We start from the raw sequence: 6,742 nt of genomic DNA on the forward strand, positions 1-6,742 counted from the left end.
TATAGGAATGCTGGCCGTGGCTAGCGCAGCGGTCGGTGGGAAAGCTCGGACACGATGCCGTCCACGACCGACGGGATCAGCATGGTGCTGTTTCCGGCGGCAACGGTCCGTTCGACCAGCTCCACCGCGACCACGCTATTGTCCGCAAGCATTTTGCCGGCTGCTTCGCCATTGTCATCCTTGGAGCTCCGGTAGTGCAGAATGGTGATGTCGCTGAACGCCGCGGCCAGATACCGTAGCGACCGGATGGTGAACGAGTCGCCGAGGTATCCGACCTTGTCCGAGGTCGTGCCGGGACCGTGCGCCGTGTTCAGGTGCAGCGGGTTGGAGAAGTCAATGCCGACGTCGCGAGTCTGGTCCGCGTCCCCGCCGGGCTTGACCGCATAGTGCCGTCCCTCGATCTCGCCACTGCGACCGATCAGCGGTGGCAGGTCACCCAGCACCCGCCAGCTGTCGCCGGGGGCGATCACCCAGCCGCTGGTGACGCCGGGTTGCACCCATTCCGCCAGACGCCTGGCCATGATCAGGCCGCCCTCGTCGCCCCAGTGCGCGTCCAGCGGCGGGTACACCGGGTGGCCCAGCTGTGCGCCCAGGGTGCGCAGGTCGCCGCGGAGGTCCAGGACGAAGTCCTCCGCGGCGAGCCGGCGCCAGAGTTCGGCGGTGACCCGGCGGGTGCAGTCCTGTCCGACGAAGCTGTCCGGCAGGTACTCGGGCACGACGGTGGACTTGTCCGGGGCGATCACCAGCACGAACCGGCGGCCGGAGGCCTCCACCCCGTCGCGCAGCCGGCGCAGCTGCAGCATGGTCGATTCCAGCGACGTGGCCTGCTGGCATCGGGTCACGACATCGTCGCCCATGTACATCCAGCCATCCTTGCCCTCGATGACCTGGGGTACGACGATGTTGTTCTCCTCCCTGCGGGGTGGCCGAACCGAGATCGGCCCGCCCGGATCCACCTGTGCGGGCGCCTGCTGCTCGCCCAGTGGCGGCGGCTCACCGAAGAGCCCGCGGCTGACCGCGTCGGCCAGCGTCACCGCGCTCTTCCGGAACACCAGGTGGTCGTTGGCCCATGGCGACAGGCCCGGCCAGAACTGCCAACCACTGGAGGCGGCGGGAAAGTCGGCGAGTCGCCGGTTCTCGAACTGGTCGGGCCGGACGCCCAGCATCAGCGAGACCAGGGGGACGGCGAAGAAGATCGCCGCACAGATCAACGCGAAGGTCTGCCGGCGGCCGTGCCGTGGGCGGTGCAGCGGGTGATCACGCGGCAACCAGGATTCGTGCAGCGCGGGCAGCACGTCCGCCGGCGGCGGCGCGGCGGTCCGGTTGCGGGCCGGCGCCTGGGTCATCAGTCCCCCTTCCACCTGGTCCGGCCGTATTGTGCCATTCCCGCGGCCCGGCTCACCTGCCGATCCGCATGCGCAGCCGGTTGACCCCGGCCCGGGCGGTCCGCCGCAGCCGGCCGTCCGGGGTGGCCGGCTCACGCCAGGAACGGTAGGCGGCGGTCAGCTCGGCCAGTACCCACTCCGCCGCCCGCTGCACCGACCGGGTCTCCAGCAGGTGCTCGCGGGCGGCTTTGCCGCGCCGGGCGGCTTCGGTGGGGTTGTCGGCGATCTCGCACATGGCCCTGGCGGCATGGTCGAGGTCGGGCTCGGCCCACCAGGCGTCGGCGTGGTACGGCTGTGCTCCCGGGCCTACCTGGACCATTTCGTACGGGACGGGCCAGCCCACGGCTTCGGTCACGAACTCCTTCGTGCCCGAGTAGTCGGTGGAGATCACCGGCAGGCCTCTGATCATGGCCTCGGCCACGGTCAGCCCGAACCCCTCACTGCGATGCAGCGAGGCGTACGCATGGCTGCGCGCATAGAGATCACCGAGCTCCTCGACGGTCAGGTACCGCTCCAGCAGGGTGACCCGCTCGTCGTCGCGCACGAGCAGGCGCAGCCGCTCGGCCTGTGCCGGGTTGCGTTCCCCGTTCGTCGCCTTGATCACCAGCCGGACGTCGTCGCGCCCGGGGAACGCCTTCCGGAACGTCTCGACCAGGCCGGTCGCGTTCTTGCGCTGGCCGGTGCTGTTGAAGTCGAAGAGGAACAGGAACTGCACGGGTTCGCCGGAACTCGGCGCGGCCGGCTCGCCGGGATCCAGCACCGGCAACGGGATGACCTTGACCGGCACCGGCGAGTGCGCCGCGATCGCGGCCCGGGAGAACTCGCTCAGCGTCCACACCTCGTCGACGAGCGCGAACGCATCGTGCAGCCAGTCCGGGAAGTCCTCGAGCTCCCAGGCCCACAGCCCGATCCGGTACCGGTGCTCGCCGAGCTCCGGGTAGGTCTCGAGCGCCATTCGGGTGTAGTCGGCGTTGACCGCGAGGATGGTGACCGGGAACCGGGGATACCCGACGTCCTCCGGCGCGGGCAGATCGGTGCGGCAGGTCAGCACCCGTTCTTCGACGACCGAGGCGACCGGCACGCCGGCGTGGCGCAACACGTGGTGCACGATCCGGCCCATCTCGCCGAGACCCAGCTCGCCGGTGAGGAAGCCGCCCAGGTTGACCCCCAGCTCGGCGACCGGCGCACCGGGTGGCTCGGGCGCGGCCGGCACCGCCCACTCCGGGATCATGCCCTCGGCGACGCCGTGGTCGCGGCACCAGTTCCGGAACGCGGGCGCGTCCTCGCGGTAGGGATGCCGGAAAGCCGTCTGCAGGTCCGGCCGTTTGGTCCACGCCCAGACGGCGGCGCGGTTCAGCCCGGCGGCCGCCTCTTTGACCGATCCGGGCGAGCGGAGCCACTCCCGGAAGGCGTCTCCGTCGAACGCGTGCGGTGGCATCGCAACCGGCTCGGGGGCGTCGGGGTTGCCCCGTTCCGCGGCGGCCCAGGTGTGCCGGAACAGCCGGCGGATCCACGCGGTCAGCGGACTGCCGTCGGGCAGCGAGCCGAGGCCGTACTCACCGGTGTCCGGATCACCGGCGGCGAGCAGCGCGGCGCGGTACTCCGCCGCGCGCCGCCGAAGCGCTGGGTGCTCGGAGAGCAGGACGCGGGGCCACCGCGGACAGTGCCGGCTGAGCAGCCACGGCGAATCGGGGTCGTATCCCCGGAAGTTGACCACACGCAGCTCGGTGTCCGGCGCTCGCTCATGGGCGTTCCAGTAGCCGACGTCAAGGCCCGGGTCGCGGTGCACCGTGTGCCGGTACAGCCCGGGGACCTGCTGCACCGGATGGGGATGGGCACCGGGCCGGGGCTCGCTGGACGGCGGTGCCTCGTGCCGGCTCCAGCCGGCCCAGTGGTCCAGGAACGGCCGGGCGCCCTGCCCCACGGCAAGAAACCCGGCGCTGAACGGACCGGTCACCGGGAGCCCGGTCGCGTCGGGCTGCTTTCCGTCCACCGGCAGCGGCTCGAGCAGTTGCGGGATCAGCACGATGTCGTGGCCGTGGGCCAGCTCGACGACACCGGCAAGGGAGCCAACGACGTGGCTGCTCGAATCGAGGTGAATCGCGACGGGTGCCTCGGCGAGCGCCTGGCGCAGGGCGAACGGCACCACCGCACGCACCAGGTCCGGCGCGTCATAGGCCGTCGCCAGTCGCAGGAAGTCGGTTCGGTCGAGGTCCAGCCAGTCCGGCCGGACGATCCGGAGACCGGACCCGGTGTCCTCGTCGTCATCGGGATCCAGCACCACGACGACGAACTCGTGGTCGCCGTGGTGATCGAGATAGGAGCGGGCGAGGATCCGGGCGACCGGCAGGTCCCGCCTGGCGACCACCGTGCAGCCGATCCCGGCCAGGTCAGGCATCGGCCGCGAGTTCCTTGAGCTGCAGGGTGATCACTTCCAGGTAGGCGTCCCGGACCGCGGTCTGGTCGTCGCCGAAGACCTGGATGCGTACGACCGTGCCCTTGTGCGTGTAGTGCGCGCGAATGGTGTTCGGGTTGTTGCCGGCTTTGGCGATCTCCTCGGTCGGCACGCCGGGCGGCGGGTTCGGGTATTCCTTGAGGCCGTACCGGATCTGGAGCATGGCCAGGGCGTCCCGGGCCGCCACCGCCTTGGCCGGGGAGGCGGTCTCCGTGGTGAACACGAAGGCATGCGCCCCGTTGGGTAACACCGCCGCGACCATGCGTGACTTGCCGGCCTCCGCCTGCTTGTAGGTCTGCAACTCGTCGGGGGTGAGGAACCCGCCGCTGTTCTCGGCGTCGGCGAACGTCTTGATGTGGTCGGTCGGCTCCTGCCGGCCCGGCAGGGCGGCCACCTCGAGGTCGTCCTTGGGGCGCGGCGGGCTGGTTCGCGTGGTCGGCGCCGGCCGGCTCGTCGTGGTCTGGGCCGGCGGCGCCGGGTTCGCGCCGCTGTCCTTGTTGCGGTTGATCAGGAAATATCCGCCGGTCCCGAGACCGGCGAGGACCAGGACGAGCACGATGATCAGTGCGACCCGGCCGGTCCGCGACTTGCGGTCCAACTCGAAGACCTCAGGCCCCTGCTTGATCCAGTCCGGGCTGGCCGGAGCGGCCAGCGGCGGGAAGTCCGCACCGGCCCATGGGGGGCCGTACTCCTCCTCCTGCTGCTGCCACGGCTGCTGGTAGCCCGGGTGCGGCGGGAACGGGCCCTGCCCGGGTGCCGGCCGCGGTGTCCCGCCGCCGGCCATCCGCTGCGGCGGCACGCCGGGCACGACCTGGGTCCGGTCGGCGTCCTCGCCCTGCGGGCGGGCCGTCTGCCAGCCGCCGACCTGTTGCGTGCGATCGCCCGGCGCCCCGGGCACGATCTGGGTCTTGTCGGCGTCGCCCGGCCCGCCGACGATCTGGGTGTGTTCGCCCTGCGGCGGCGGCCCCTGGGGTTGGGGTGCCTGGGGTTGGGGTGCCGGCGGGGTGGGCGCGGGCGGCGGCTGGGGGATGAACTGGGTCGCCCCCGGGGGCGGCTGAGCCGGGGACACCGCGGAGGACAACACTTGATCTCGCCGGACGCGGTAGTCGTCGGCGGAGATCTGACCGGCGGCGAGCTCTTCGTCGAGCTTGCGGAGTTCCTCCTGCCAGGACACCCCTGGCCCCCTTTCGCCGTGGTTGCGCGCCCCCGAACCCGCGCACATTGTGCACGCCGTGCGGGATCTGCCGAGTGGCGAGGTCCGGCCGATATCGGATCGTTTCCGAGCGTGCGGGGTTCCGTCCGCCTCAGCGGCCTCGTCGCTGGGTGGGCACGCTCGTACAGTAGTTGTCATGGCGCTGTTCGGACGTGAGAAGACCCGGATGATCGACCCGTCGGAGGCGTTGCCCGGCCGGTCCACCCCCATACCGGTGCCCACCCACCACGCGGTGTTCCCGGACCGCCGGATCGTCCCGCCCTTCCCCGACGGGATGGCCACCGCGGTGTTCGGCATGGGCTGCTTCTGGGGCGCCGAGAGGCTGTTCTGGCAAACCCCCGGCGTTTACTCCACCGCGGTCGGCTACGCCGGCGGCCACACCCCCAACCCCACCTACGAAGAGGTCTGCACCGGCCGCACCGGCCACGCCGAAGTCGTCCTCGCCGTCTACGACCCCGCCGTGATCTCCTACCCCGCCCTGCTCAAGGTGTTCTGGGAAGGCCACGACCCAACGCAGGGCATGCGCCAGGGCAACGATCTCGGCACCCAGTACCGCTCCACCATCTACCTCAGCACCCCCGACCAGCGTCCCGAAGCCGAAGCCAGCCGCGCCACCTACCAACCCGCCCTCCACCGCGCCGGGCACGGCACCATCACCACCGAAATCGCCGACCTCCGCGACTTCTACTACGCCGAGGACTACCACCAGCAGTACCTCTACAAGGTCCCCAACGGCTACTGCGGCCTCGGCGGCACCGGCATCACCTGCCCGGTCGGCTTGGCGACGGAAGGCTGATCATCGTCGGCGCGACCCGGATCGCTATTTGCCGTAGTGGTACCGGCAGGCCGCGATCCGGATCTCGTCACCCGCGATCTTGTAGACGAGCCGGTGCTCATCGGTGATTCTGCGCGACCAGTAGCCCTGGAAGCCGTGCTTCAGCGCCTCAGGCTTTCCGATGCCCTCGTTCCCGTTACGGGTGATGTCCTTGATCAGAGCGTTGATCCGCTTAAGGATCTTCCGATCCTCGGACTGCCACCAGACGTAGTCTTCCCAGGCGAGCTCGTCCCAGATCAGCTTCATTCAGCAAGCTCGTGCTGGGCGCCACCACCGCTTTCCAGCCGCTCGATCGCAGTGATCAGACGCCGGGCGTTCTCCGGGCTGCGGAGCAGGTAGGCAGTCTCTTTGAGGGACTGGTAGTCGTCCAGCGAAACGATCACGACAGGCTCATGCCCGGCGCGGGTGATCACGACTTCCTCGCGGTCGTTGACCACGGAGTCGAGGGTCTCGGCATAGTTCGCCCGAGACTCCGAGTAGCTCATGGTCTTCACCTGACACCTCCGCGCCTCACGTACAAGATACTGTACGTCCCTCGGCACCCGAGGTCAAATGCGCTCGTCCGCGCCCTTACGACTTGACGCGGGGTGGCTCGCGACGCAGGATTCTCAGCACCCACCCGGTTCCCTCGCGGAGCCGGGTTTTCCTTAGCCTGGGCTCCAGTACGCCGGTAGAATGGCCGAGCGTAAGCGTGCGGACGTAGCGCAGTTGGTAGCGCATCACCTTGCCAAGGTGAGGGTCGCGGGTTCGAGTCCCGTCGTCCGCTCCCTCAGGGGACGTGTGTCCGCGGAGAGCGCGGACCTGGTCGGTCGCCATTGCATCTGGGGGCCGAGCCCCCAGACCCCCACGGTGCT

Annotated in this window: 6 protein-coding genes and 1 tRNA gene; 2 read left to right on the plus strand and 5 right to left on the minus strand. The window is 70.2% G+C overall.

Features of this window, described 5'->3' with window-relative positions:
• Window positions 1–20: 20 nt before the first annotated feature.
• From VGR06_RS04795 to VGR06_RS04805, 3 genes are read right to left on the minus strand one after another with little or no spacing between them, the layout of a single operon-like run.
• A complete protein-coding gene (locus VGR06_RS04795) occupies window positions 21–1,346 on the minus strand; it encodes an alginate O-acetyltransferase AlgX-related protein (protein ID WP_327557722.1) in 1,326 nt (441 codons plus the stop codon).
• Between the two features lie 52 nt (window positions 1,347–1,398).
• Window positions 1,399–3,783 (minus strand): glycosyltransferase, encoded by a 2,385-nt coding sequence (locus tag VGR06_RS04800; RefSeq protein WP_327557723.1) that lies wholly within the window; start codon window positions 3,781–3,783, stop codon window positions 1,399–1,401.
• Window positions 3,776–5,014: a flagellar basal body protein FliL gene (locus VGR06_RS04805; protein WP_327557724.1), complete on the minus strand. Its 1,239-nt coding sequence runs from the start codon at window positions 5,012–5,014 to the stop codon at window positions 3,776–3,778. The genes VGR06_RS04800 and VGR06_RS04805 overlap by 8 nt, the downstream gene beginning before the upstream one ends.
• Window positions 5,015–5,189: 175 nt before the next feature.
• Between VGR06_RS04805 and msrA the strand changes: the two genes are divergently transcribed.
• A complete protein-coding gene (msrA, locus tag VGR06_RS04810; protein WP_327557725.1) occupies window positions 5,190–5,849 on the plus strand; it encodes a peptide-methionine (S)-S-oxide reductase MsrA in 660 nt (219 codons plus the stop codon).
• 24 nt (window positions 5,850–5,873) lie between these two features.
• Here msrA and VGR06_RS04815 read toward each other — a convergent pair whose 3' ends face one another.
• Entirely contained in the window at window positions 5,874–6,134 is a 261-nt protein-coding gene (locus VGR06_RS04815) for a Txe/YoeB family addiction module toxin (RefSeq protein ID WP_327557726.1), read from the minus strand.
• Entirely contained in the window at window positions 6,131–6,373 is a 243-nt protein-coding gene (locus VGR06_RS04820; protein ID WP_327557727.1) for a type II toxin-antitoxin system prevent-host-death family antitoxin, read from the minus strand. The genes VGR06_RS04815 and VGR06_RS04820 overlap by 4 nt, the downstream gene beginning before the upstream one ends.
• Window positions 6,374–6,581: 208 nt before the next feature.
• Here VGR06_RS04820 and VGR06_RS04825 point away from each other — a divergent pair.
• Window positions 6,582–6,654 (plus strand) — tRNA-Gly (locus tag VGR06_RS04825).
• The last annotated feature ends 88 nt before the right edge of the window (window positions 6,655–6,742 follow it).

It is taken from the genome of Actinophytocola sp., from assembly GCF_036002505.1.
In the GTDB taxonomy this organism is placed as follows: domain Bacteria; phylum Actinomycetota; class Actinomycetes; order Mycobacteriales; family Pseudonocardiaceae; genus DASYTH01.